At 65.0% G+C, this 23,795-nt stretch carries 25 protein-coding genes and 1 tRNA gene; 10 read left to right on the plus strand and 16 right to left on the minus strand.

Annotated elements, in window-relative coordinates:
• Window positions 1–29 precede the first annotated feature (29 nt).
• Window positions 30–554: a hypothetical protein gene (locus tag GDA49_08560; GenBank protein MBC6440439.1), complete on the plus strand. Its 525-nt coding sequence runs from the start codon at window positions 30–32 to the stop codon at window positions 552–554.
• Here GDA49_08560 and GDA49_08565 read toward each other — a convergent pair.
• The 6 genes from GDA49_08565 to apaG form a co-directional block, all read right to left on the minus strand.
• Window positions 467–1,156, minus strand: a complete 690-nt coding sequence (locus GDA49_08565; protein MBC6440440.1) for a hypothetical protein — start codon at window positions 1,154–1,156, stop codon at window positions 467–469. The genes GDA49_08560 and GDA49_08565 overlap by 88 nt on opposite strands.
• 489 nt (window positions 1,157–1,645) lie before the next feature.
• A complete protein-coding gene (locus GDA49_08570) occupies window positions 1,646–3,031 on the minus strand; it encodes an amidase (GenBank protein MBC6440441.1) in 1,386 nt (461 codons plus the stop codon).
• 13 nt (window positions 3,032–3,044) lie between these two features.
• Window positions 3,045–4,193 (minus strand): acetylornithine deacetylase, encoded by a 1,149-nt coding sequence (gene argE / locus GDA49_08575; GenBank protein MBC6440442.1) that lies wholly within the window; start codon window positions 4,191–4,193, stop codon window positions 3,045–3,047.
• 16 nt (window positions 4,194–4,209) lie between these two features.
• Window positions 4,210–5,661 (minus strand): potassium transporter TrkH, encoded by a 1,452-nt coding sequence (locus GDA49_08580; protein ID MBC6440443.1) that lies wholly within the window; start codon window positions 5,659–5,661, stop codon window positions 4,210–4,212.
• 89 nt (window positions 5,662–5,750) lie between these two features.
• Window positions 5,751–6,383 carry a GTP cyclohydrolase I FolE gene (gene folE / locus GDA49_08585; protein ID MBC6440444.1) on the minus strand — a complete coding sequence of 211 codons (633 nt, stop codon included), beginning with the start codon at window positions 6,381–6,383 and terminating at the stop codon, window positions 5,751–5,753.
• A 49-nt stretch (window positions 6,384–6,432) separates the two neighbouring features.
• Window positions 6,433–6,825, minus strand: a complete 393-nt coding sequence (gene apaG, locus GDA49_08590; protein ID MBC6440445.1) for a Co2+/Mg2+ efflux protein ApaG — start codon at window positions 6,823–6,825, stop codon at window positions 6,433–6,435.
• A 97-nt stretch (window positions 6,826–6,922) separates the two neighbouring features.
• Between apaG and GDA49_08595 the strand changes: the two genes are divergently transcribed.
• Window positions 6,923–6,996 (plus strand) — tRNA-Gly (locus GDA49_08595).
• A 26-nt stretch (window positions 6,997–7,022) separates the two neighbouring features.
• On the opposite strand, the gene GDA49_08600 is transcribed toward GDA49_08595, so the two are convergent.
• The 4 genes from GDA49_08600 to GDA49_08615 all read right to left on the minus strand — a co-directional run bounded on the left by GDA49_08600 (window position 7,023) and on the right by GDA49_08615 (window position 10,287).
• The gene (locus GDA49_08600) at window positions 7,023–8,009 is read right to left on the minus strand and encodes a 2-dehydropantoate 2-reductase (protein ID MBC6440446.1); all 987 of its coding nucleotides are present in this window, start codon (window positions 8,007–8,009) and stop codon (window positions 7,023–7,025) included.
• A complete protein-coding gene (locus GDA49_08605; GenBank protein MBC6440447.1) occupies window positions 8,006–9,562 on the minus strand; it encodes an AMP-binding protein in 1,557 nt (518 codons plus the stop codon). The genes GDA49_08600 and GDA49_08605 overlap by 4 nt, the downstream gene beginning before the upstream one ends.
• 28 nt (window positions 9,563–9,590) lie before the next feature.
• Window positions 9,591–9,893 (minus strand): hypothetical protein, encoded by a 303-nt coding sequence (locus GDA49_08610; GenBank protein MBC6440448.1) that lies wholly within the window; start codon window positions 9,891–9,893, stop codon window positions 9,591–9,593.
• A 202-nt stretch (window positions 9,894–10,095) separates the two neighbouring features.
• Entirely contained in the window at window positions 10,096–10,287 is a 192-nt protein-coding gene (locus GDA49_08615) for a DoxX family membrane protein (protein MBC6440449.1), read from the minus strand.
• 275 nt (window positions 10,288–10,562) lie between these two features.
• Here GDA49_08615 and GDA49_08620 point away from each other — a divergent pair, with 275 nt between their 5' ends.
• From GDA49_08620 to GDA49_08630, 3 genes are all read left to right on the plus strand, one after another.
• Window positions 10,563–10,718: a hypothetical protein gene (locus GDA49_08620; GenBank protein ID MBC6440450.1), complete on the plus strand. Its 156-nt coding sequence runs from the start codon at window positions 10,563–10,565 to the stop codon at window positions 10,716–10,718.
• Window positions 10,719–10,799: 81 nt separating this feature from the next.
• Window positions 10,800–11,204 (plus strand): global cell cycle regulator GcrA-like protein, encoded by a 405-nt coding sequence (locus GDA49_08625; GenBank protein MBC6440451.1) that lies wholly within the window; start codon window positions 10,800–10,802, stop codon window positions 11,202–11,204.
• A 456-nt stretch (window positions 11,205–11,660) separates the two neighbouring features.
• Window positions 11,661–12,056, plus strand: coding sequence for a DMT family transporter (locus GDA49_08630; protein MBC6440452.1), 396 nt, complete (start codon window positions 11,661–11,663; stop codon window positions 12,054–12,056).
• Here GDA49_08630 and greA read toward each other — a convergent pair.
• From greA to GDA49_08645, 3 genes are all read right to left on the minus strand, one after another.
• A complete protein-coding gene (greA, locus tag GDA49_08635; GenBank protein ID MBC6440453.1) occupies window positions 12,046–12,501 on the minus strand; it encodes a transcription elongation factor GreA in 456 nt (151 codons plus the stop codon). The two genes, GDA49_08630 and greA, sit on opposite strands and share 11 nt — an antisense overlap.
• 288 nt (window positions 12,502–12,789) lie before the next feature.
• Window positions 12,790–13,026 (minus strand): hypothetical protein, encoded by a 237-nt coding sequence (locus GDA49_08640; protein MBC6440454.1) that lies wholly within the window; start codon window positions 13,024–13,026, stop codon window positions 12,790–12,792.
• A gap of 4 nt (window positions 13,027–13,030) precedes the next feature.
• Window positions 13,031–13,936, minus strand: a complete 906-nt coding sequence (locus GDA49_08645) for a LysR family transcriptional regulator (protein ID MBC6440455.1) — start codon at window positions 13,934–13,936, stop codon at window positions 13,031–13,033.
• A gap of 112 nt (window positions 13,937–14,048) precedes the next feature.
• On the opposite strand from GDA49_08645, the gene GDA49_08650 reads away from it, so the two are divergent.
• Together GDA49_08650 and GDA49_08655 are read left to right on the plus strand one after the other, a co-directional pair.
• On the plus strand, window positions 14,049–15,557 hold the full coding sequence (locus GDA49_08650) for a hypothetical protein (GenBank protein ID MBC6440456.1): 1,509 nt from the start codon (window positions 14,049–14,051) through the stop codon (window positions 15,555–15,557).
• 153 nt (window positions 15,558–15,710) lie between these two features.
• Window positions 15,711–16,673, plus strand: a complete 963-nt coding sequence (locus tag GDA49_08655; GenBank protein ID MBC6440457.1) for an oxidoreductase — start codon at window positions 15,711–15,713, stop codon at window positions 16,671–16,673.
• A gap of 239 nt (window positions 16,674–16,912) precedes the next feature.
• Here the strand turns inward: GDA49_08655 and GDA49_08660 are convergent, their stop codons facing one another.
• Window positions 16,913–17,794: a 3-keto-5-aminohexanoate cleavage protein gene (locus GDA49_08660; protein MBC6440458.1), complete on the minus strand. Its 882-nt coding sequence runs from the start codon at window positions 17,792–17,794 to the stop codon at window positions 16,913–16,915.
• Between the two features lie 92 nt (window positions 17,795–17,886).
• Here GDA49_08660 and GDA49_08665 point away from each other — a divergent pair, with 92 nt between their 5' ends.
• Both GDA49_08665 and GDA49_08670 read left to right on the plus strand, forming a co-directional pair.
• Window positions 17,887–19,389, plus strand: a complete 1,503-nt coding sequence (locus tag GDA49_08665; protein MBC6440459.1) for a hypothetical protein — start codon at window positions 17,887–17,889, stop codon at window positions 19,387–19,389.
• 17 nt (window positions 19,390–19,406) lie between these two features.
• Window positions 19,407–20,447 (plus strand): histone deacetylase family protein, encoded by a 1,041-nt coding sequence (locus GDA49_08670; protein MBC6440460.1) that lies wholly within the window; start codon window positions 19,407–19,409, stop codon window positions 20,445–20,447.
• Window positions 20,448–20,504: 57 nt separating this feature from the next.
• Here the strand turns inward: GDA49_08670 and rpmE are convergent, their stop codons facing one another.
• Window positions 20,505–20,729 carry a 50S ribosomal protein L31 gene (gene rpmE, locus GDA49_08675; GenBank protein MBC6440461.1) on the minus strand — a complete coding sequence of 75 codons (225 nt, stop codon included), beginning with the start codon at window positions 20,727–20,729 and terminating at the stop codon, window positions 20,505–20,507.
• A gap of 119 nt (window positions 20,730–20,848) precedes the next feature.
• On the opposite strand from rpmE, the gene GDA49_08680 reads away from it, so the two are divergent.
• Window positions 20,849–22,699, plus strand: a complete 1,851-nt coding sequence (locus tag GDA49_08680; GenBank protein MBC6440462.1) for an ATP-binding cassette domain-containing protein — start codon at window positions 20,849–20,851, stop codon at window positions 22,697–22,699.
• 192 nt (window positions 22,700–22,891) lie between these two features.
• Here GDA49_08680 and GDA49_08685 read toward each other — a convergent pair.
• Window positions 22,892–23,795 (minus strand): ankyrin repeat domain-containing protein (locus GDA49_08685; GenBank protein MBC6440463.1); only part of this gene is annotated, 904 nt, incomplete at its 5' end.

Raw genomic sequence — 23,795 nt, forward strand, 5'->3', positions numbered from 1 at the left:
GCGCAAGCTTGGCGGGGTGCAGCCGGAGTGTGGAGCGCAAGACATGGCCCGACCTGGCGTTCCAGCATCTGCAGCCGATCGGTCTTCGTGTTTCGGAGGTCTCGTTCCGGTCGGAGGTCGGCACCGATGACGTGACTGCTCCCGGGCGCGACATCCGTTACGCTATGCCGGCTTTGCCGAAAGCGGTGATGGCGCGCTGGTCGCGCGAACGTCTCACGGCGCTCGGCGGGCCCGGTCGGTGCGTCGTGACCCTGACCCGGAACCGCTTCTTCGAGGTGCCGCTCGACACGACGGGCGGGGTCGAGGGGTTCTTCACCATCGACCAGAGCGCGCGTTACGAGGGCGCGCTGGCGCTGCGGATCGACATCAAGGGTGACGCCTCGGGTACCGGCTTTGCCGAAGCGAGTGCCTCGGCCACACGCACCGTTCCCGAGGACTTCACGCTGAACGAGCGGGAGCAGACGCTCTATGACATGCTGCAGAGCATCGTCACCGTGCTCGACGGACGCATGGAGCAGGAGATCCGCGCCGGCCTGTCGCGCTGGGTGGGATAGCCTAAGAAGCAAGTGGGGCGCGGTGAGGCCAAGCCCTGTGCAACAACTCCGAAGGCGATCAGACGGTGCCTTCGGCGAACCACCAGCGCTCTCCATGGCGTGGAAGCCGTCGAGCGTCCAGTCACCCGAGAGACCTTCCCGATGGCGCACGTTCGGTGCGGTCGCCCCGGTGTAGTTGCGGAAGAACGGAACGATCGTGCCATGGCCTCGCAGCACGACATCGAGCGCGTCCTGGGGGCCATGGCGTACTTCAGGGCTAGGCGCGCATTGATGTCATCGTAAGGCGCGACATCGACATGCATAGGCAGGGTGATGTGCCTTCCGTTGGCGATTTTCTCGACCTTCATGTTCGGGTTTTGCGCCAGGAAGTCGACGGTCTTGGAGTCGCGCTCAATCACGGCGTCGAACTGGCCGGTCTGCAGGCCAGCCTCGCGCGCGTTCACGTCGGCCACCTGGTAGATTTCGCAGTTCTCGAAGTTCGCCCGGTCTTCCTTGAAGTAGTTCGGGGTGCGCTTGTAAGATGTCCTTGATGCCCGGCTCGAAATGCTCGATGATATAGAGGCCGGTACCGACGCCTTTGGTGACGTCGATACCGCCCTCACCGTCAGACGGCAGCATCAGGAAGTGATAGCCCGTCATCACGTAGGGCAGGTCGGCGCCGCCGCTGTCGAGTTCGATGCGGACCGTATGCGAATCCTCGGCCTTGATGTCGAGAACATTGTTGAGCAGCGCGTTGCCGCCCGAAGTCGAATCCTCGCCACGGGGGTGGTTGAGCGAGGCGACGACATCATCAGCCGTGAAGGTCTTGCCGTTGTGGAGCTCGACACCCCCGGCGGATCCTGAAGACCCAGGTCTTGGCGTCGGGCGTGACTTCCCAGCTCTTGCAGGCGTCGGGTCCGACAACATTGTCGGGTGTGATTTCGGTCAGGTAGTTGCCGAAGACACGGGCCTGGGAGATCTGGAAGGTCGACTTATCAGGTCGCAGGGTCGATGTTATCGGTCGTGTTGCCATCCTTCTGGGGCGTTTCGGCCAGCACGGCGCTGTCGGCCAATGTGGCGATGACCTCAAGACTGTGTGAGTGTCGTAGACCTCAGTTGTCGATCGGCGGCCGCTTCTTGCCGAAGCCGGTTGCCTGTTCGAAGGCATGGGCGACCTGCAGGCACAGCAGGTCGGTGCCGGGGCGGCCGAGAACCTGCAGGCCGCGGGGTGCCCCGGTGTCGGAGAAGCCGCATGGTACCGTGGTAGTCGGCAGACCCAGCAGCGGCGAGACATAGAGCAGGGTCCAGTCCAGACTGCGGCTGGCGGCCTCGTCGTCGAAGCCGAACGGGTCGCAGAGATCATCCGGCCACACCAGGACGTCGTGTTCGGCAAAGGCCAGCACCATGTCGTGCCACAGCCTGTGGCGCCGGGTTTCGGCATGCATCACGTCTTTCCCGGTGCTGGCGCGCGTCTCGTGATAGTGCCGTTCGAGACCGCTATCCAGGCCGCGCCCGACGGCAGGCTCCACCTCGCGCGACACCCGTTGGTAGGCCAGCACGCCGTAGTGTTTCTCGATGTCGGCGAGGTCGATGGGACACGGTGTCACGACCGCGCCCATGTTCTCGAACACGCTTTTCTGTGCTTCGAAGTTGGCCGCGATGTCGGGGTCGATGGTGAGGCAATCGTGATCGCACGACCAGCCGATGCGTAGACCCTTCATGTCGATGGCAAGGTCCGGCAGTCCCGGCGCGAAGGGGGCCGACACCACGACGGGACAGCGTGGGTCCGGCCCGGCCAGGGCCGAGAGCATCAGGGCCGTGTCGGCGACTGTGCGGGCCATGGGGCCGGGCGTGTTCATGTTGTGCCACATCAGCGGATTGGGCATGTCCGGGATCATCCAGCTGGTCGGCCGGTGACCCACGATGTTGCACCAGGCGGCCGGGTTGCGGACCGAGCCGCCGATGTCGGAGCCGTCCGACAGAGACATAAGGCCGGCAGCCATGGCCGAACCGCTGCCGCCGCTGCTTGCGCCCGGCGCAAGATCCTTGCCGTAGGGGCTCCGCGTGGGGCCGAAGACAGGGTTGTCGCAGAGGTTCGACGCCATCGTGTACTCGGGCGTGTTGAGCTTTCCCAACATGATCGCGCCCGCCGCCTTCTCACGCTGGACGACGAGATGATCGTAGTCGGGCACGTGGTCTTCGAAGGCCTTCGAGGCGAAGGTCGTGCGCACGCCCTTGGTCGCAAAACAGTCCTTCACGCCCACGGTCAGACCGTGCAGCACGCCTCGCGCCGTGCTGTTGGCGCGTTCGTCGTCCGCCTTGGTTGCGCCCTCACGCGCGCTCTCGAAGGTCGTCGTGACCACCGCATTAAGATGGGGGTTGTGCCGCTCGATCCGGTCGATCTGGGCGTCGACGAGATCAAGGGACGAGATCTCACCAGTGTCCAGAAGCGCCTTTTGCTCGATGGCCGGAAGATAACAGAGATCGGTGGCGTCCATGGCGGTTTCCGATTCAGCGTTCGCAGATGCGGTCCATCAACCGCCGGAGGAAGGCGGTGCAGGCCTCGACCTGCTCGATGGCGATGAACTCGTTGGGCTGATGCGCCTGGGCGATGTCGCCGGGGCCGCACACGACGGCCGGAAATCCGCCCTCCTGGAAGATGCCGGCCTCGGTGGCGAAGGATGCCTGGTGGGTGCTGTTCGCGCCGGTGAGCGAAAGAGCCAGACTGGTTGCGGGTGAGGCGTCGTCGGGTTTGAGCGGCGGCACATTCGAGCGCAGCTCGGTGGTGATGGAACAGTCGGGGTGTTGGGCCTTCATCCTGACTTCGAGCTCGTCGAGATAAGCCAGGGCCCGGACCTCGATCTCCCTGGGATCGTCCGTCGGCATGGTGCGGAAGTGCCAGTCGACCAGACAGTCCTGGGCGATGATGTTGTTGGCGGTACCGCCGTCCATGATGCCGACCTGGATGGTGGTGAAGGGCGGCACAAAGCCCAGGTCCGGACGGGCGCGGCCCTGGTATTCCTCGAACAGGTCGTCGAGAAAGGCGACGAAGCGTCCGCCGGCGTGGGTTGCGCTGGCGCCCATGTGGGTTGCGCTCGAATGCGCCGGTACGCCACGGAAGCTGGTACGGAAGCCGACGATGCCCTTATGGGCGTCGACCACCTCCATCATGGTGGGTTCGCCGATAATCGCCGCCTCGGGCTTGAGGCCCTGGGCCTGAACGTCGCGGATCAGGCGGTGGACGCCGATGCAGCCGACCTCCTCGTCGTAGGACCAGGCGAAGTGAAGAGGCTTCTTGAGGCCACGGTTCAGGAACTCCGGCAGAAGTGCCAGGCTGATCGAGACAAAGCTCTTCATGTCGCAGGTGCCGCGGCCGTAGAGCTTGCCGTCCCTCTCAATGACGGTGAACGGATCCGTATCCCAGGGTTGGCCGTCGACCGGGACCACGTCGGTGTGGCCCGAGAGCACGATGCCGCCATCACCCTCGGGCCCCATGGTGGCGAAGAGATTGGCCTTACGGTCGTCATCGTCGTAGCTGAGGGAACTCTCGATGCCCCAACCCTTGAGGTAGTCACTGATCCAGCCGATCAGCTCGAGGTTCGAGTTGCGGCTTGTCGTGTCGAAGGCGATGAGCCAGTCGATGGCATCGCGCGGGGTCATGGTTTCTCTGGCCAAGTCACTCTCTCCAGAAGTTGGGTGTCAGAAGGACGAGAATTGTGAAGAACTCCAGCCGGCCCATGAGCATGCCGATACAAAGCAGAAGCTTGGCGGTGTCGGGCAGGGTTGCGTAATTGCCCGATGGCCCGATGACCGGCCCCAGTCCGGGGCCGATGTTGCCGAGAGCGGCGGCGGCACCGGACGCGCTGGTGATGAAATCGAGGTCATGGGCCGCAAGGCCCGCGGTGAGAACAAAAAAGCCGGCAACAAAGATCACCAGGAAGGTCGTGACCGACTGCGCGACGCCGTCGCTGATCTGGACATTGTTGTAGTGCGCAACGAAGACGCCGTGGGGCTGGGTCAGCTTGCGCAGCTGGGTATAGAGCGTGGCCGCCAGCACATGGACGCGAAACATCTTGATGCCGCCGGCCGTCGATCCGGTACAGCCGCCCATGAAGAGCAGGATGAAGAAGAGTGCCGTGGCAAAACCGCCCCAGGCGCCGAAGTCTTCGGTTGCGTAACCGGTGCTGGTCGCGATCGCGATGACGTTGAAACTGACCTCACGCAGCAGGATCCAGAACGAGGTCTCGTCATGGGCTGCGAGAATGCGCTGCAGCATCAGGAGCACGATGGCACCGATCACGATGGCGATGAATAGCCGGACCTGTACGTCGCGCCACAGCGGCACGAACCGGCCGCGCGCCACTTGCATATAGATAACGAAGGGCAGGGCACCTGACACCATGAAGACCATGGCGATCAGCTCGATCTGCGTGCTGTCGAAGACGCCGATTGACGAATCGTGGGTCGAGAACCCGGCAGTCGAGACCGTGGTCATGGCGTGCGCCAGGGCGTCGAAGGCCGACATGCCGGCGACCCAATAACTCAGGAAGCAGAGCACCGAGAAGACGGCGTAGATCATGGTGATCACTGCGGCAATCTGCACCGTGCGCGGCAGCATCTTCTCCTGGTCCGAGGATTCCGTGTTGAAAAGCTGCATGCCGGCGATACGCAGCATGGGCAGGACCGCGACGGCCGTGACGATGATGCCGATGCCGCCCATCCACTGCAGCAGGGCGCGCCACAGCAGGATGCCGGCGGGCCGCGTGTTGAGCTCGGCGACCACCGTGGCGCCGGTCGTGGTCAGGCCGGCGGTGGCCTCGAAGAGCGCATCGACATAGTCGAGGCCAAGATCGGCAAAGGCGAAGGGCAGGGCGGCGAAGGCGCAGAGCACGACCCAGGCGATGGTGGTGAGCAGAAAGGCCTGGCGCACCGTCAGTTCCGTCACACCCGTGCGGTTCGTGAGGAACAGCGACATGCCGACGAAGAGCGTCAGGAAGCCGGCGCCCAGGAACACTTGCCAGTCGTCGTTGCCCTCGATCAGATCGGCCACCATGGGCAGAAACATGGCGATGGCCAAGGTGGCGAGCAGGATGCCCGCCACCTGGAGAATAGGTCGGATATCGATCACACGCCCCTACCGCTGCCGCGAGACGGTTGCGCCACAATGATGGAAGCGGGTCACGGCGGTGTCCAGCGGGTGGCGAAAGGCACCGCGGGTCAGGACATCTCCGCGTTCGCCGGAGTGCCGACATAGCCAAGGAACTCGCGCCGGGTGGCCGACCTGGTGCGGAAATCACCCAGCATGCGGCTTGTCACCATGGTCACACCGGTCTTGCGAACGCCGCGTGTGGTCATGCAGTGGTGTGTCGCCTCGACCACGACCCCGACACCGCGCGGCTCCAGCGCCTCATTGATCGTGTCGGCGATCTGGGCCGTCAGTCGTTCCTGGATTTGCATACGTTTGGCGAAGACATCGACCATGCGGGCAAGCTTGGACACGCCCACCACGCGTTTGCGCGGCAGATAGGCGATGTGGCAGCGACCGATGATCGGCGAAATGTGATGTTCACAATGCGACTCGAACCGAAGGTTACGGAGCGAGACCATCTCGTCATACCCGTCGGTCTCGCCAAAGGTGCGGCCCATGAGTTCCGAGGCATTGGCACTGTAGCCCTCGAACCACTCCTCATAGGCGCGCACCACACGGGCCGGGGTGTCGAGCAAACCCTCGCGGTCGGGATCGTCGCCGGCCCAACGTATCAGCGTGCGCACGGCGTCTTCAGCCTCCTCGCGCGAGGGGTGCAGGACAGGATCAATCTTGTCGGTCACGTTGGCACCTTTCGGCTTCATCCCGCCTGCCATGCGGGAGGCGGTGTCTTATCCCGGCTCTGTGCCGCGATCAATTGACCCGTCGCGACTCGTGCGGGCTGTCGAGCGAGAAGGCGGGCACCACGGCATCGAACATTTCGCCCGAAGCGGCCTGCATCTGGTAGCTGCCGGCCATGATGCCCGACGGCGTCAAAAGCGGCGTGCCGGAGGTGTACTCGAAGGCCTCGCCCGGTTTCAGCACGGGCTGCTCGCCCACCACACCCGGTCCCTGGACCTCGTGGAGCTGGCCGTTGCCGTCGGTGATCTTCCAGTGACGCGTCAGAAGCTGGACGGTTTGGCTCCCTTCGTTGGCGATGCGCACCTGATATGCCCAGACGTAGTGGCTGCGATCGGGCTCGGACTGTTGCTCCAGGTACACCGGATTGACGGTGACCCGAACCCCTTGAGTGACTTCTTCGTACATGGTGTTCGTTTCTTCCACTCTTCCACATGATTTTACGCAGCGAGATCCGCGGTTGACCGCTGCGGCCCCGAGGGCATATAGAATAGATCAGGCCGAAGCGGGTGTAGTTCAATGGTAGAACGAAAGCTTCCCAAGCTCTAGACGAGGGTTCGATTCCCTTCACCCGCTCCAGGCACCTTTCTGCGACACATGCTTCTTCAGTTCCGCTGATAGCAGCCTGTCAGTTCGGCCTTCTGCTGGACGAGTGCAAGCACTGTGTCGATTGTCGGGGTCGGCTTGTCGGTGATGCGGCCGAGTTCCTGGACGGCGGTGACGAGCGCGTCGATCTCCATCGGCCTGCCCTTGTCGAGGTCCTGCAGCATGCTCGTGCGGTGAGCGCCGACGCTGACAGCACCGTCGATGCGCTTGTCGACATCAATGCCGAAACGCACGCCGAGCGCTTTGCCGATGGCCTGGGCCTCAAGCATCATGGCCCGGCAGACGTTGCGGCTGCCGGGGTCTGTGCCGATTACGTCGAGCGTGGCACCGGTCAGCGCAGAGATGGGGTTGAAGCAGAGGTTGCCCCATAGCTTGACCCAGATGTCGTCGCGGATACGCGGCCGCACCGGCGTCTTGAAGCCGGCCTCGCGCATCAGCCCGGCGAGCCGTTCGATGCGTTCGGTCTTCTCGCCCAAGGGTTCGCCTAGCACGAAGCGGTCGCCCTTGATGTGACGGATCACACCGGGCTCGTCGATGTCGCATGCCGGATAGACGACACAGCCAATAGCGCGCTCCGGTCCGATGCCGTCCCATTGTTTGCCGCCGGGATCGACGCTCTCGAGCTGCCGGTCGCGCCAGGGGCCGTCGAGGCCGTGGAAGTACCACCAGGGTACGCCGTTCACCGCGGTAACGATGGCGGTCTCGGCGCCGATCAGCGGTTGCATGGCGTCGACGACCTTGGGCACCGAATGGGCCTTGAGTGCGACAATGATGAAGTCCTGCTCGCCTGCTTCGGCCGGATTGTCCGTTGCGGTGATGCCGCGAACCGTGCGTTCGCCGCCCATCTCCAGGACGAGGCCGTTCTCGCACATGGCGGTGAGATGGGGACCGCGCGCGATCAGGGTCACCTCGGCCTCGGTGTCGGCGAGCAGGGCGCCCATGTAGCCGCCGATCGCGCCGGCACCGTAGATGGCGATACGGGTCATGCGAGCCCCAGCTTCTCCGCGAGCCCGATACGCTGGAGCTTGCCGGTGGCGCCCTTGGGAATCTCGTCGAGGAAGAGCACGGTGCGCGGCACCTTGAAGTCCGTCAGGCGTTCGGCGGCGAAGTCGCGCAGCGCACGTTCATCCGCACTCTTGCCCTCCTTGAGGACGACGGCGGCAGCGACATCCTCGCCAAGCTTGGCGTGGGGCACGGCGAAGGTAACGACCTGGCCGACCGCCGGGTGATCCATCAGGATCTCGTCGACCTCGCGCGGGCTGATCTTCTCGCCGCCGCGGTTGATGATCTCCTTAAGGCGGCCCGTGAGGCGCAGGTAGCCAGCATCGTCCATGGTTCCCTGGTCACCCGTGCGGAACCAGCCGTCGGTGAAGGCGGTGGTGTTGGTGCCGAGGTTGTTCTCGTAGCCCACGGTGACGTTGGGTCCGCGGATGACGATCTCGCCAGTCTCACCGGGCGGCAGCAGGCGACCGTCCTCCTCAGCCATGATCGCGACCTCGGGCCCGGCGGCGATGCCGACGCAACCGGGATAACGCGCCGCGGGCGGCAGCGGGTTGGAGGCCATCTGGTGCGCGGCCTCGGTCATGCCGTAAGCCTCGATCACAGGACAGCCGAAGGTGTCTTCGAGCTCTGTCATCACCTGTGGTGGCAGCGACGACGAGGATGAACGGATCAGGCGCAGATTGAGGCGTGCCATGCTGTCGGCGTTGCGCGCCGCGCGACCCAGGATGGCCTGGTGCATGGTCGGCACGGCCGTGTACCAGCTCGGCGCCACCGCACTGAACCAGGCGAAGATGCGCAGTGCGTTGAAGCCCGGTGTGCAGTGGACCGATGCACCCGCCGCCAGGCTCGACAGCACCGCGGCGATCAGGCCGTGGATGTGGAACAGCGGCATGATGTTGAGACAACGGTCATCGGGCGTGAGCGCGAGGCTTTCGCGGATGTGGGAGGCCGAGGCGCAGACATTGGCGAGCGAGAGCGGCACGATCTTGGGCCGCGAGGTGGTGCCGGAGGTGTGCAGCACGAGCGCGATGTCGTCGGCCTCAGAACGGCCGGGCTTCATGCTGTCGTTGGCGGGTGCGGCTTCGGTCATCGTGAGCGTGTAGCGACCCGCCGGCGCACCCTCAGGCACGGCGAGTTCGGCGATCCCCATGCCGAGGTCGCGCGCGACCGACACCGCGTCCGACGTGCTGCCTTCCTCGACCACGAGCAGGCGTACGCCGAGGTCGTCAAGATAGAAGCTGAACTCCCCGGCGCGATAGGCCGGATTGAGCGGGGCGGTCGTGGCGCCTGCCGCGATGGTCACGAAGGCCGAGGCCATCTCCGGTCCGTTGGGCAGCACGATGGCGACCCGGTCGCCGCGCCCGATACCGTTGATGTTGAGGAACGCGACGGTCTCGTCGATCTGCGTGGCGAGACCGGCATAGGTCAGGGCGTCGCGTTCGGGCGCACCGATAGCCGGTGCGTCGTCTTGGGCACCGGCGAGCAGCGCGTCGATCGTGGATACCGTCACGGAAGCCTCCTGGAGAACACTCCTTATCTAGGACGGCGCCACCACGCGAGCAACGTCAGGAGGTGGCGATGCGGGCCCGTCGTTTCTGTCGGGTCGCCTTGATGCGCGGCTTCAGGACCTTGTCGTGGAAACGGTCGCAGCCGATGCAGAGGTTCTGATAGGCCTCGCCTTTCGTCGTCGTGATCTTCGTTTCCTTCAGGAAGCGGTTGCGATCCCAGCCGTCGGCAAGGCCCATCTCGCCGGGACGGTCCCGGTTGAGCGCCTCTTGGACGGGATCGCCACGCAGGCTGCCGACGGCGTGTTCGAAGCGCATCGAAGCCGGCAGATTGTCGATGATGCGGGAAACGTTTGTGCGCAACTGGGCAACGACTTCGTCGAGCTCGTCGCAAGCGTGGGGGCGGAAACGGTCGTCGTAACAGTGGCGTCAGCGCCGGTGGCAGAGCCAACTCAAGACGAAGTAGATCGGTTCCGTGGCCACCCCAGCCGGAAACGGGGAGCGTCGTTTGACACTCCCCGCCTGGGTGGTGGTCTCCGAGGACGGCCCGCAACGGCCCGGACGATCACGCCTCCGCCAGCTTTCCGCCGATCACCTGCGTGATGCGCGTCCGGTTGAGAACTAGGGTGCCGCCGCCGATCTCCGCGAAGGTGACGGAATAGGCCATGAAACCCGGCAGACCGAGGGGCTCGAAGAACATGGCGGTGCCGGGAAGGGTGAAGACGACGACCTTCAGAAGGCCGTGGGCGAGGAACATGACGCCCAGCGAGACGCGCAAGCCGAGGGTTCACCAGGGGCAAGACGTTGGTCGATCACCGGAAGAAATTCGTGTGTGTGGTGCCTGACGATGATCCGGGATTGCGAAAGTGCAGTCACGACGACTGATCTGGCAAACACGGATTGCAGAACGGCTGGACGCTGCGGGCAAGGCGTTCGGCGTCGATCGCAGCACCGTGTTCCGCAGGCTCAAGGCCTGCGCGCGCCGGTCAGGGCTTTGCGGCGCTACCGTGTTTTCTGGCCGAGGCGGAGCCGATGCTGGAGCGTCTGGCTTACCTGCCGGATGACGCCAACTCCGCCTTTTGTCTGCTGACCCACGAGGAACTCCGGCACACCGTGCGTGTGCACGCTTTCATGGACTTTGTCGCTCCGCATCTGGCCGCGCGCGGCGACCTCTTTGACCCGCGCTGAGGCGATCCCATATTGACGGAAGCCGATTGTGCCGTGATGGTGTGCGCCCTTTCGAACGACCCCCGAAAATGCGGATACGACATGAGCTGGACCGACGAGAAGATCAAGCACCTGAAGAAACTCTGGAATCAGGGTCTCAGCACGGCGGAGATCGGCCGTGAGCTCGGCGTCTCGAAGAACGCGGTGGTCGGCAAGTCGTACCGCTTGGGCCTGAAGCCCCGGCCTTCGCCGATCTCGGGCAAGGTGACGAAGAAGGCACCCAAGCCGAAACCCAGACCGAAGGTGAAGGAATCGAGCCGGATTACAGACGTCATCATGCTCGGTCCGAACATGTGCCGCTGGCCGTTCCATGATCCCGGCGACGCCAACTTCCATTTCTGCGGCAAGGAAGTGGTGCCGGGTAAGCCGTACTGCGTCGAGCACTGCGCCATCGCCTATGTGCAGAAGTCAGGCTCGCGTGATCGCGACCGGGAACGCGCTTCGTAAATCCCGGTCTCAACACTGGTCTCCTCTGACCTCATGGTCGGGGGCGACGGGTGCTGAAGGCTCTTTCCAATTCGTCCGACAACATGCGGGCCGTCGCCTGGCTGATGGCATCCAGCGTGCTGTTTGTCGGCCTCGATCTGATCGGCAAGCAGCTCGTCGCCGAGGAAGTCATGAGTCCCGTCCAGTTGCTCCGGATCCGGGCGATCGTCAGCGTGACGCTTCTGCCCATCCTGCTGCGGCGGTCACCGATCGCGATCGCACGGCCGAAACACCCCCGGAAGCAGATCGCCCGGTCGATCCTGATTGCCATCGCGAGCATGGCGTTCTTCACGTCGATCACCGTCGTGCCGCTGGTCGATGCACTCTCGGCCGCCGTCTACGTCGTGCTGACCCGCATGATCGGCAAGGGCGACAGCGCCTGGACCAGCCTGTTCTACTCCGTGGCGGCTCTACTCCGTGGCGGCGAGCGCGCTGCTCTTCACCATCGCGATCCCGTTCGTCTGGGTGACGCCGACCGCCGGTCAATGGCTCCTGCTCGCCGGCATCTCGGGCTTCGGCATCATCGCGCACTTCTGCCACATCCGTGCCTATTCGGAGGGCGAGTCCTCGCTGCTCGCGCCGCTCTCATACATCCATATCGCGATGACGACGGTGGCCGCGTTCCTCGTCTTCGGAGCCTTCCCCGATGCCTGGGCGGCCGGCGGCATGGCGCTGATCGTGGGTGCAGGCCTCTACATCCTGCACCGCGAGACCGTGCGGCGCGGTCGGCCACGACCGATCATCAGGCACGGCACCGTTCCCGGTGCCTATCCCCGGCTCGACGAGAAGCCGAAAGACAAGTTCAGTAGCTGATCGACGTGATCTCGAGTTCGCGTTCGCCCCTGGGCGTCTTGAATGCGACGTCGTCGCCCAGTTCCTTGCCCATCAGCGCGCGCGCAATCGGGCTCTTGATCGAGATGCGGCTGGCATCGAGATCGGCCTCGTACTCGCCGACGATCTGGTAGGACGCTTCCTTCTCGGTGTCGAGATCGACCACCGTCACATGGGCCCCAAAGGCGATTTTGTCGCCGGGATTGCGCTTGGGATCGATCACCTGGGACTCGCCCAGGATGCCCTCAAGCTGCCGGATGCGCGCCTCGGTCAGACCCTGCTTGTCCTTGGCGGCGTGATACTCGGCATTCTCCTTCAGGTCGCCGTGCTCACGCGCTTCCTCGATGGCACGCGAGATGGCGTGGCGATCCTCGTTCTTGAGTTTCTTCAGTTCTGCGGACAGGCGCTCGAAGCCGTCCGGTGTGATCGGCGAACTCACGGTCTTCTGTCTCCCGGAAATCCGTCTTGCGACAGTGTTGTCACTGCCGTCATCGCACCGATACGGTACCGTCGTCAACGACGGACGAAGCGCCCGACAAGCTCAAGATGATGCGACCAGAGGAACTGGTCGAAGGTGCCGCCGCGACCCCGGTGGGGCATGACGTCCACGACTATTGACGTCGAGCCCGCGCCGCGCCAGCGCCTCGATCAGCAGACCCTGTTTCCATGTGCCATAGAGGTCCGGGCTTGCGTGCTGCAGGGCGCATCCGCCGCATCAATCTGCATGACGGCAGGGCGGATCATCGCGCTGCGGTGATGTTTCGAGGAGGTCCAGCACCCGCGCCGTGATGCCGTCATCACGCAACGCGCCTGTCTCGACCGTGACACGCTCGCCGGGCAGTGCGCCGGCGACAAGGACAGGGTGCCCGTTGTGACCGGCGATACCGTCTCCGCGTGCGCCCAAGCGGTCGATCGTCAGGTCCAGCCGTTGTTTGCGGGGCTTGTGCGCCATCGCGTCAGGCCGCGTCGAGGACGTTGAGACAGGTGCGGGCGACTTCGCGATCGCGGCCGTTGCGGGTCAGCACGGCATAGAGCGCGCGATCGGTCGAGATGGCTCGGTCGAGCGCCGGAACCAGCGTTCCGGCCTCGAGGTGGCGTTCGATCATGCCGTGCCAGCCGAGCGCGAGGCCCCGCCCGGCGGCGGCCGCCTCGAGCAGATAGACATAGTTGCCGAAGCCGGTGTAGCGCGGCGTGAAAGCGGGCGTGCCGATCCGGCCGAACCACTCGTCCCAGGTAATCCAGCCCTCGTTGGGGCGCGTGTTCTCCAGGAACGGCAAGTCGAACCAGCCCGACACACCGCGTGCGAGGGCCTCGTGGTTCTCTTCGGCGAAGCCGGGGGAGCAGATCGGCGTCACGGCTTCGGGCAGGGCGACGACGTGTTCGTCGGGTGCCGCGCCCAGCACCTTATAGGCGAAGATCAGGTCGATCGACGGCACCATGAGCGCCTCAAGCACATCGTACTCGATGGTCATGATCCGTATGCGGGTCTCCTCGCCGACGGCCTGCTGCAACGCCTCGAAGCGCGGCAGCAGATAGAGGTGCGAGATCTCGTGCGTGCAGGCCAGCGTGAGCTGGTTGTCACCGGTGGCATGGGCAATCGCCATGGCGGCCGACTGCACGGCCTCCAGGCCGGAGAGCACCGCGCGATAGAAGCGGTCGCCGTCGGCGGTCAGTTCGAGCGATCGTCCGCTGCGGGCGAAGAGTCTGGTCCTGAGGCGGGACTCCAGCGTGGCGATGTGCCTGCTGATGGCCGATTGCGATGTGTTGAGCTCCGCCGCGGCCCGGCTGAAGTTGTTGAGTCGCGCCGAGCTTTCAAAGGCAAGGAGCGCGCTGGTCGAGGGAATCCATCGGCGTTCAATCATATCAGTTTTGATATCAATAGCTTGTCAAGAAGGCAATCAACAGAGATCCCGGTCTGAGGTATAGTCCCGATCATTGCACGATTTGACCCGAGGCCGCAGAAGGAGAAACGAAATGGTGCGACTGGTCGAGTTCGACGCCCATGTGGAGGCGCTCACAAGGTTTGTCGAGGACACGCCACGCGAGGAGATCATCGGTGCCACGGTCGACCGCCTGCGCGGTGGGGCCGATCCGCTCGATCTCGTGCGGGCTGCGGCGCTGGGCGTGTCGCGCTCGTCGGAACTGCCGTCCGACCATCACGGTGGCCCCATCCATCCGATCGCGGGTATTCACGCTGTCGTCGGCCTCACGAAACGCCTGGAGGGCGAGAGCGCCAACCTGCCCGCGCTGCAGTGCATCGCGCTCGCCAACAAACATGTCAATCTGCCGTCGATGGGCCCGGCTGCGATGGTCGCCTTCGACAACCTGAAGCGTGACGTCGAGACCGGGAAGGTGCTGACCCGTCTCGAGAAGGCGATGTTGGATCGCGAGCCGCGGCTTGCCGAACGCGCTGTGACGCTGTGCTGCGAGAAGGCGACGCCCGGTCAGATACTCAACAGCCTGCTGACAACGTCCCTGCGCCGTAACAATCTCGATGACCACTACTTCCTCTATCCGCTCTATGCCATGCGCGCGCTCGATGCGATCGGCTGGGAATGGGCACCGATCATCCTGCGACCCGTGGTGCGCTATCTCTCGCGGCATCATTCGTTCGATGCCTTCGGCGAGTTCAATGCCGACACGATCCGGGACGGCATCACCTACTTCAACCGCTTCACCGAGCACGAGGCGATGGTCGCCGACTACAACCTCACCGAGGAGCGCGTTCCGCAGGCGAGTGGTCCGCACGAGGCCGATGCGATCGCCGCGCTGGCCGATGAGGTGGGCGCCGTCACCACCATTTCCGCGCTGCCGGAGATTGTGGCGCGGGCGATGAACACGGGGCTGTCGCTCGAAGGCACCTGCGAGGCTCTCTCGGTCGGCGGTGCGCGCTTCTTCTTGCGGTCGCACAGCAGCAACCCGTTTGATGTGCATGTCCACACCGGCATCGCGGCGCGGCGTTACCTGATCGGCTTCCCCGAGGTCGATTTCCGCAAGAAGGTCCTGGCGCTGATCGGCTGGGCCTGGAGCTACGAGATCCGTTATCTCGACGCCACGCTGACCAAGGACTGGGAGAACGTGGGGGATGTGTCGGACGCGCCCGCGGCCCAGGCCATCCTGGACGAGATCGAGAGCCGCATCCTCGGGATCGACGGTTACGACTTCAACAATCTGCCGACGGTCATCAACGAACTGGTCGAACCCGATGAGGTGCGCAACGTCGTTGCACTGGCCGAGACCTACATGAAGGCGGGCCATCCGGCAGACGACCTGTTTGCGCTGACCGCGCGGCTGGTCTGTCGCGAGGATGTGAGCGAGATGCACGCCTACAAGCTGCAGCAGGCGGCCTACGAGGAATATCACGCCTGTGCCGAAGACCTGCGTTGGGTCCACGCGGTGTCGGCTGTCAAGCAGGTCGCGGTCGTCGTCTCGATGACGCCGCATCGGGTCTTTCCTCAGATCGCCGAAACGCTGGCGGCCTGATCGCGCGGCACGGACGGCTCGACACGAGCCGTCCGCGCTTCCATATCGTTCTCAACGGTTTTCCGGTCCGTGCCATGGCGCTTCGGTGCGGTGGTGTGGTAAGGAGCGCGGCCTCAGCCGAGGCCAGACAACATCCCGATTGGAGCGAAGGCGATGAGCGGTGCGACGCTGTCTCTGAAGGTCAACAAGATCGTCCAGCAGGCCGAGGATATCCGGTCCTATGAACTGGTCGATCCGGACGGCAAGCTGCTGCCGATGTTCACGGCCGGTGCCCATCTCGACATCGAGCTGGGCAACGGGTTGGCCCGCCAGTATTCGATCTCGAGCGATCCGCGCGACGTCGACCGCTATGTGGTTGCCGTGCTGCGCGAACCCGGGAGCCGCGGCGGTTCGGTCTACATGCACGACAACGTCAACGAAGGCGACGTTCTGACCATCCATCCGCCGCGCAACAACTTCCCGCTCGACGAGCGCGCCAAGCATCATATCCTGCTTGCCGGCGGCATCGGCGTGACGCCGATGATGGCCATGGCGCGTGACCTCGCCAGCCGCGAGGCGAGCTTCGAATTGCATTACTGCACCCGGTCACCGGCCAAGACCGCCTTCAAGGACGAGATCGCGGGCTCCGAATTCGCCGACAGGGTTCACCACCATCACGACAACGGCAATCCGGCCGACGGCCTGGATATCATCGCTCTGCTCAGGGACCGACAAGAGGGTGCGCACGTCTACTACTGCGGCCCGGCGGGCTTCATGCATGCCTGCGAGGCCGCCACCTCGCACTGGCCCTCGGGCACCGTGCATTACGAGTTCTTCTCGGTCGACGAATCGGTCGACCATGGCGAGAGCGACGCCTTCCAGATCAGGATCAACAGCACTGGCGAGGTGCTTGACGTACCAGCCGACAAGTCGATCGTCGACGTGCTGCGGGGGCACGGTATCGAGGTCGAGACGATGTGCGAGGAAGGCATCTGCGGCACCTGCGCCACGGTGCTGATCGACGGCGATCCCGACCACCGCGACTTCGTCCTCGACGACGAGGAGAAGGCCCGCGGTGAGTTCATCATGGTCTGCTGCAGCCGCAGCAAGTCCCCGCTGCTGACGCTGGATCTCTGAGGTCCGACAACTCTCTCGCCTGTCATTCCGGTCGCAGCGACGCAGGAGAGCGGGCTCTTCGTTGCGGGCGTGCCCGCGTTGTTGGTCAGGTGGTCGAGCCCGCCGAGACCCGCGATGGCCTGGCAGGTCGTTCATCGCGGCCCTGGCGTTGTTGCGCGCAAAGGCCTCTGCGGTGGCGAGCCCGATGCCGGATGCGCGGCCTGTGACCAGGCTGCGCTTGCTGGCGAGATCGACGCTGATCATTGCGTGCCCCGGAGCCCCAGGATCGCGCGCGCCTCGTCGGGCTTTGCCACGTTGCAGCCCAGCATCATGATAATGTCGGCGGCCTTTTCGACGAGCTGGGCGTTGGTCGCGAGCACACCCTTCTGGAGATAGAGGTTGTCCTCCAGGCCGACGCGGATATGGCCGCCTTGGTTCACGATCTCTGCGGCGATTGGCATCTGCTGGCGCGAGATACCGAATCCGGCCCAGAGCGCGTTCTCGGGCAGCATGGACTTCATGTAGGCCACGGTCTCCGGCGTCGCTGGCGCACCCCAGGGTATGCCGAGGCAGAGCTGGAACATGGGCGGCGGCTCGATCAGGCCGTCGTCGACCATCTTGCGTGCGAGCCGGAGGTGGCCGGCGTCGAAGACCTCGAGCTCGGGCTTGATGCCGGCCGCACGGATGCGCTCGGCCATGACCGCGAGGTGCTGGGGCACGTTGACGAAGGCGCGCTCGCCGAAGTTGAGGGTGGCGACATCGAGACTGCAGACCTCGGGCAGCAGATCCTCAACATGGGCCGTGCGTTCCTCCGGCTTGCGGAAGGTGCCGGGGTTCTTGTTGAACGCCGGGTTGTCGTCCGACGGGATGAAACTCGCGCCGGGACCGGTGGTCAGGTTGATGACGATGTTGCTGTCGGACTCGCGGATGCGCCTGGTGACCTCGGCATAGAGATCCTGGCGCATTGAGGGCGCTCCGGTCTCGGGATCGCGCACGTGGATGTGGCAGATCGAGGCGCCGGCCTTGCCGGCATCGATCGCCGAATTGGCGATCTGTTCGGGCGTCACGGGCACCTTGTCGCTCCTGCCCACGGTGTCGCCGCCGCCGGTGACGGCGCACGTGATGATGACGGATCGCGACATGGAGACCCCCGGCTTCAACTGCGTTCAACACAACCGATCCTAAGGAAGAATGCGATCTGGTACAGCCCTCGGGCGGCTCCTATTGTTCGGCCATGGGAACGAAGCGTAACACTGGCGACCTGGATTTCGGCCGCGGCTCGGCACGCAGCCTGTTGGTGCCGGACTGGCCGCCGCAGACTGCGGCCGAGGCGCTGTTGCTGGTGCTCTGCGCGGTCGCCCTGCGGCTTCTGCTCGACCTCTGGCTGCCGGTCGAACAGGCGATCCCACTGTTCAACGAGCCGGCCGACCAGGCACGTGTGCTGCTGGGCGAGGCCCTGCGCTTTATCGTCGTGGCACTCATGTTCGGTCTGGCGGCACGTCTGATTCTGCAAATCGGCCCGACGGCTGCCCTTGGTACGGGTGCCGGTGTGCTTCTGGCGTTCGCGACGGAACCGCTTCTGGGGCGATTCGATCCCGGTCTCGGCTTCAACGAGCTGATCGCGGCACAGGCGCTCGCAGCGGCACTCTTCGCGCTTGTCATCGGGGCGCTGCTGAGCCGTCGGCTTGCGCCGTCGCTGGGCTTCGCGATCGTCGTCGGCCTGATCACGGTTGGCTCCATGACCTACATGCAGCGCCATGCCTGGATCCTCGATGCAGTCGGGATGGCGGTGAAGGGCGCGCTCATCGCCGACCGCGACGAGGCGCGCCGGACTTTTCTGCTGCACCTCCCGCCCCTCGTCGTGATCTGCATACTCTGGCTGCTGCTGGGCGGTAGCGAGGCGCGGAAGCTCTGGTACACGGTGAAGCGGGAGTGGCCGTGGCCCATCTTCGGCTTCATCGCGCTTGTGATCGCCGGCGGATGGATGGCCGCGGCGCGGGCCGAGAGCCTGTCGCTTGGAGCGTGGCTGCCCTCGCTCTTCCTGCCACCTGCGATCTATGGTCTTTTTGCGGTGATCCTGTCGCTCGCATTGGTGATCGCTGTGGCCGCCGCGATCCAGGGACGGCTCAGACAGCGAGCTCACATCGTCGCGCGCGGCCACCTGTTCGCCATGACACTGATCGCCGTGGTTCTGGCGCTGGCGATCTCACCGGATGTGCTGATTGCCATTGCCTGTTTCGCGGCGACACTTCTGGTCCTGATCTGGCCCATGGGGCAGTCCCGACCGCCCATGATGCTCGAACTGGTGGCCGGTGGCGCCCTGACGGCAACCGCCTTCTGCGCCGGTGCGCTCGCTCTGCCGGAGTTCGAGATCGACCGGTTCGCGGACATGGCGATGCTGATCGCCACGGTGGCCGCGGCCGGCGTGGCTCTGGCAGGGCTCGCGCGTGTGGTCGACGAGGTGGCAGGCAACCGTCCGGCCTCGTCCCGGAGACCCCGAATCATTGCCGCCATGTGGTGCCTCGATCTGGGCGCTGCGATCGTCGGGGCCACGCTGCTGATGGGTCTGGCGAGCCCGCTGCTGTGGACCGTGATTGCCGCAGGCGGTATCGGCTTCTTCGCCCTTCTGATGCTCGACCGCGGTTTCAAGCGCGGACCGCAGTTCTTCATTCTGTTGCTCGCGTGGTCGGCCGCAAGTGTTCTCATGGCGGCGGGCCTTCTGCTCGGACGCTACTGACAAACGGGAGATCCGACATGGATGTCGTCTACAGCCCCGATCATGCCCTGCATGACCCCCAGAGTTTCCTCGTCAGGGGGCTGATCCAGCCTGCGGCCGAGGTCCCGGAACGCGCACAAATGCTGCACGACGCGATCGTCGAAGAGCATCGCATCCTGCCGCCGCAGCCGCATGCCGATTCTGCGATCGCGAGGATCCACACGCCCGACTATCTGGCCTTCCTGCGGTCCGCTCATGCCCGCTGGTCCGAACTGCCGAATGCCGGGCCCGAGGTGATCCCGAATGTCTATCCGGCACGAACCGCATCACCCGCGAGGCCCGACAACGTGGTCGGGCAGGCCGGCTTTCACATGGGCGACGGCGCCTGCCCGATCGGTCCGACAACCTGGGAGGCAGCCCGGCTGGCGGCGGACATCGCGTTGACAACGGCCGATCTCGTGCGTGACGGCGCAACGCACGCCTATGCCCTCTGCCGTCCGCCCGGGCATCACGCCTTTCGCGATATGGCTTCGGGGTTCTGCTACCTCAACAACATCGCCATTGCCGCAGAACACCTGCGGCCGACATTCGGGCGGTCTGCGATCTTCGATTTCGATGTGCATCACGGCAACGGTACCCAGAGCGTGTTCTGGGAGCGCGACGACGTGCTGTTCGTGTCGCTTCACGCCGACACGACCAGCTTCCATCCGTACTTCTGGGGACATCGCCACGAGTGTGGCGTCGGTGCAGGGACAGGCTTCAACTGCAACATCCCGCTGCCGGGCGGCACCGACGACGACGTGTTCCTTGAAGCTGTCGACGCGGGCCTCGACAGGGTTGCGTCCTATGCGCCGGGGGTGCTGCTGGTTTCGGCGGGGTTCGATGCCCAGGAAAATGACCCCTTGGGAATCCTCAACATCACAACCGATGGGTTCCGGCGGGTCGGCGAGCAGCTCGGTCTCTTCGCCCGCCTGCATCAGCTGCCGGCCGTGCTTGTGCAGGAAGGCGGTTACCTGTGCGACGAGCTGGGCCTCAACCTCGCGGCCTTCCTGGCCGGATTCGAGACCACAAGGGGCTGAATCACAAACGGCGGGGCATCGCTGGCCCGCCGTCCGGAAACGGCGATCGTCAGGCGTTCAGCCCAGCTTGAGGCTCCCGAAACGCTTGTTGAAACGGGCCACTTGGCCGCCGGTGTCGATCAGGCGCTGATTGCCGCCTGTCCAGGCGGGGTGCGATTTGGGGTCGATCTCAAGCGTCATGGTGTCACCCTCCTTGCCCCAGGTGGAGCGGGTGGTGAACTCGGTGCCGTCGGTCATGACGACCTTGATCTCGTGATAATCGGGATGGATGTCGCTTTTCATGGCACCACTCGCAATTTGCGCCGCGCCTTATAGGGGAGCGGTAGCAACGCCGCAAGCGCGGAATCGCCGCCCCGCCACTCTCGCTTGTTGGCCCCGGGGGGCGCTGATATAGGGGCGACGTGTTCAAGCCCCGACGCCAGCAGCCTGGGAACGGCTCCGAGAACGGCAACGGCGAACGGCCGCGAAGCCGCGATTTCGGCCATCTCCGGCGCCTGGCACCCTATCTGCTGCCCTACAGGAAGCAGATCGCCGGTGCACTCGCCGCGCTGCTCCTGGCGGCGATCACGGTGCTCGGTCTGGGCGCCGGTCTGCGGGTGCTGGTCGACGACGGCCTTGCGCGCGGCAACGACGATCTGCTCGACAGCGCGCTCTTCGCCCTGATCGCCATCGTCATCATGCTCGCGGGCGCGAGCTTTGCCCGGTTCTATCTGGTTTCCTGGATCGGCGAACGGGTCGTGGCCGACCTGCGGCGCGACGTCTATGACCGCGTCATCACGCTGCCGCCGTCCTGCTTCGAGGTCACGCGCACCGGCGAGGTGTTGTCGCGCCTGACGACCGATACCGCGGTGCTGCAGACCGTGATCGGTTCCAGCCTCTCGATGGCGTTACGCAACATTCTTCTGCTGATCGGCGGCATGATCATGCTGGCCGTCACCAGCTTCAAGATGACGGTGGTGGTCATCCTGCTGGTGCCCGTGGTTCTGATGCCGATCCTTGTGTTCGGACGCATGGTGCGGACCCTTTCGCGTCTTTCGCAGGATCGGATCGCCGATATCGGCCATCGGGTCGATGAGACGCTCAACGCCATCCCGACGGTCCAGGCTTTTGCCCGCGAGGACTTCGAGGGCGCGCGGTTTGGCAACGCGGTCGAAGAGGCGTTCGGCACGGCGACACGGCGCATCCGCGCCCGCGCTTTCCTCACGGCCACGGTCATCCTCCTGGTCTTCGGCGGCATCGGCGGTGTGCTCTGGATGGGCGGTCATGACGTCGTCTCCGGCGACATCAGCGGCGGCGACCTGGCAGCCTTCGTCTTCTACGCGGTGTTGGTGGCCGCCTCTGTCGGGGCGCTGAGCGAGGTCTACGGCGACCTGCAACGGGCCGCCGGGGCAGCGGAGCGACTCAGCGAGCTACTCGCGGTCGAACCGTCGATTGCCTCGCCGGCCTTGCCCGAATGCCTGCCGCAGCCGTCCCCCGGCACGATCGCGGTCAGCGACGTCACGTTCCGCTATCCGGCGCGCCCCGATGAGGCGGTGCTGCAGAACGTGACGTTCGACGTGGCGGGCGGCGAAACCGTGGCGCTGGTCGGTCCGTCCGGTGCGGGAAAGAGCACATTGTTCCAGCTCCTGTTGCGCTTCCACGACCCCGGTGCCGGAAGCGTGGCGGTCGATGGCGTCGATGTGCGCCGCGCGCCGCTCGATCTGTTGCGGGAGCGGCTTGCGCTGGTGCCGCAGGAGCCGGTCATCTTCGGGGCCACAATTGCCGAAAACATTCTCTACGGCCGACCCGATGCGAGCGATGCGGACGTGCGCAGGGCCGCGGATGCCGCCTTCGCCACCGGGTTCGTCGAACGTTTGCCCGAAGATTTCCACACCTTTGTCGGCGAACGCGGCGTGCGGCTCTCGGCCGGTCAGCGCCAGCGACTGGCGATCGCGCGGGCGGTTCTCAAGGATGCCCCGATCCTGCTGCTCGACGAGGCCACCAGCGCACTCGATGCCGAGAGCGAGCAGATGGTCCAGCAGGCCCTGGAACGGTTGATGGAAGGCCGCACCACGCTGGTCATCGCGCACCGCCTGGCGACCATTCTCAAGGCCGACCGCATTCTTGTGCTTGAGAACGGGCAGATCGTGGAGGCCGGGCGGCACGAGCAGCTTGTCGCTGCAGGGGGCCTTTATGCGCGCCTTGCGGAACTCCAGTTCGACATCGGCAACGGCGGTGCCGGAGGAGGACTCCGAAGGGGTGTTTCGATGTGAAAGTTTTTGCGCAAAAATAACCGGATCGGGCGGGACGACGCTGGACTTGACTGGACGTGGATTGTTTCGACACGGCGTCGGGATCGGGGTGTTGTTGTGGCGGTGCCGCATGGAAGAACGCGAAGCCGCGGCCTGTGCAGCAAGACCGACAGGACGTGTGCCGCCGTCGTTTCGCGCCCCGACGCCCGACGGTCAGTCGAGACGCGCTTCGTTCAGCTTCCGGAACACGTCATGATTGCGCACCGCTTCGTTGTTTTCGGCAAGATCGGCGGCGAGCTTGCCGTCTTCGGTCCGCGCGCCGATGTCGGCCCCTGCGTCGATCAGGGCCTGCACGCTCTCCGCTGTGCCGCGACGCGCCGCCTCGTGCAGCGGTGTCCTTCCGTCTTCGTCCCGCGCCTTGATGTCGGCCCCTGCGTCGATCAGGGCTTGCACGTTCTCCGGTTTGCCGGCAAACGCCGCCTCGTGCAGCGGTGTCTCTCCGCATTTGTTCCGCGCCCCGATGTTGGCCCCTGCGTCGATCAGGGCCTGCACGCTCTCCGCTGCGCCGTAACGCGCCGCCAAGAGCAGCGGTGTCGATCCGACTTTGGTCCGCGCCGCGATATCGGCCCCTGCGTCGATCAGGGCCTGCACGCTCTCCGCCGTGCCGTAACGCGCCGCCAAGAGCAGCGGCGTCCATTCGTCTTCGGTCCGCGCTTCGATATTGGCCCCTGCGTCGATCAGGGCCTGCACGCTCTCCGCTGCGCCGTAATGCGACGCCAAGAGCAGCGGTGTCGATCCGACTTTGGTCCGCGCTTCGATGTTGGCCCCTGCGTCGATCAGGGCCTGCACGCTCTCCGCCGTGCCGTAACGCGCCGCCAAGAGCAGCGGTGTCCATTCGTCTTCGGTCCGCGCTTCGATGTTGGCCCCTGCGTCGATCAGGGCCTGCACGCTCTCCGCTGTGCCGTAACGCGCCGCCCCGTGCAGCGGTGTCCATTCGTGTATGTTCCGCGCCTTGATGTTGGCCCCTGCGTCGATCAGGGCCTGCACGCTCTCCGCTGTGCCGTAACGCGCCGCCCCGTGCAGCGGTGTCCATTCGTGTACGTTCTGCGCCTCGATG

It is taken from the genome of Rhodospirillales bacterium, assembly GCA_014323865.1.
Lineage (GTDB): Bacteria > Pseudomonadota > Alphaproteobacteria > SP197 > SP197 > SP197.